The following is a 1,776-nucleotide window of genomic DNA, read 5'->3' as shown; positions in this document are numbered from 1 at the left end:
GGCACGTTCCATATTATTTTGACTGCCGCTACCGAATCTTGCTTGTCCAACTATTAAATTACAATTGGATGCAACAGCGGTCTCAATTCGTTTTTGAATTAATGCGGTATGACAACCTTTACGTTGAAATTCTGGCAAAGTAGCAGAAGCAGCTAATGAAGCAACACCTTTATTTATATAAAGTACCCCTATACTAGCAGGAGTGTTTTGAACTTCGGCTATGAAAAAATGCCAGCCGGATTTATTGTAGAGAATTTCGTTATTTTGGTGCACACCATATTTTGTAAAGGATGGCATGTTAAATCCACGTACATATATGTCTGCAAAAATATCAAATTCATTTTCTTTTAGTTGGCGTACTGAAATGTTAGAAGGCAGCAGCGATGGGTCTTCTCTTGGTAAACTATATAAAGCGGTATGGAAGCTAGATTGATAAAAATCTTTTTGAGATAAGTATTGAAATAATTCAGTTGTACCTTGCGCTGGTGTAATTTCAAAACGGCAAGGGATTTGTAGTGATTGATAATAAGCGATGATTTCATCTATCTCATCTGTATTTGTAAATGTAATGCCCTTTACTGTATTAAAAGCAGGACCAGCAATTACTTTTGATGAAAAGGCAGTGGCACTCCCGAACTTTTTCATTTGTACTTGCATTGGGTTGCCGCTTATTGTTTGTAGTGCCTCTAATCTAGAAGAAAGCATATGTATTTCTGYGTTTTCAATTTCTTGTGCTGTATTGTATGTCATAATAGTACGCATAAAATTCCTCCATAAAATAATATAGTCGTAGTATATATACGATTTTTCTAATAGGATTCCTGTTGTAATGTAAGAGAATAAGAAGATTTTTGGAAGGGAAATGGAAGTGAACTGTCGAAGGGAAGTAGAAACAGATTAAAGGTGGTGCTCTCATGAAACAGAAAGACGTGCAGACATGCTCTCATTGCGGTTCTCATAACATAGGAGAAGGTGAGTTTATCGGTTATGCACAAATACGAAAAAAGGAGACGATGTTCACATCTTCACCAGTGGATGCTTATATTTGTACAGATTGTGGGAATATCCTTTTATTAAAAGTACGGAATTATGAAAAATTTAAACATAAGCCGCTATGATTGTTGAGAAGTGGTCGTATCCAACGTTGTATACAGAACGTCTTATCTTAAGAAAAATTGATATGAGTGATATTTTACATATATTCGAGTATGCTTCGGATAATAAATTAACAACTTATACTGTATGAGATGAACATCGATCGTTAAATGATACGAAAAAGTTTATTTATGAAATCATGGAACGATATGAGAAAGAAAAAGTCGCTCCTCTTGGAATAGTATTAAAAGAGAAGCAGAAACTCATAGGGACATGTGGATTTATAAGTTATGATTCAACTATACATAAATCGGAAATTGCATACGCCTTATCATGAAAATATTGGGGAAGAGGACTAGCTACCGAAGCGGCGTTAGCTTTTATTAGCTATGGTTTTAATGAGTTACGTCTTAATAGTATTGAAGCATCTGAAAGATTAATGAGACGTTTAAATATGGAGTATGAGTATACGATTCAAAATGATTTGTTTGTAAAAGGTAAATATCGTGATACGAAACGGTATTGTATATCCCGAGAAAGATATAGGAATAAATGAAATATTTCATAACGAAAACTCCTTTAAATGAATAAGGGAGTTTTTATTTTTACAACGAAAATTACCTTTAATTGTTATAATTGGTTATTAGGGGGTGTTGTTTTATCAATGCATAGTCAAAGAAG

General features: G+C 33.9%; 2 protein-coding genes and 1 pseudogene. 2 read left to right on the top strand and 1 reads right to left on the bottom strand.

Annotated elements, in window-relative coordinates:
* On the bottom strand, positions 1–762 hold a 762-nt coding region (locus AC1DTM_RS25130; RefSeq protein WP_477001154.1), incomplete at its 3' end, for a GNAT family N-acetyltransferase.
* Positions 763–914: 152 nt separating this feature from the next.
* Between AC1DTM_RS25130 and AC1DTM_RS25125 the strand changes: the two genes are divergently transcribed.
* Positions 915–1,118, top strand: coding sequence for a hypothetical protein (locus AC1DTM_RS25125; protein WP_088079101.1), 204 nt, complete (start codon positions 915–917; stop codon positions 1,116–1,118).
* Positions 1,115–1,651, top strand: a pseudogene (locus tag AC1DTM_RS25120) (GNAT family N-acetyltransferase). Before AC1DTM_RS25125 ends, AC1DTM_RS25120 begins: the two are co-directional and overlap by 4 nt.
* Positions 1,652–1,776: the final 125 nt, after the last annotated feature.

Source organism: Bacillus sp. P4_D3, from assembly GCF_056401855.1.
This window is presented reverse-complemented; position numbering and strand designations above follow the sequence as displayed.

Bases quoted from the DNA above. Each gene is read 5' to 3' on its own strand.
- AC1DTM_RS25125 (WP_088079101.1), top strand. From the start codon at position 915: ATGAAACAGAAAGACGTGCAGACATGCTCTCATTGCGGTTCTCATAAC.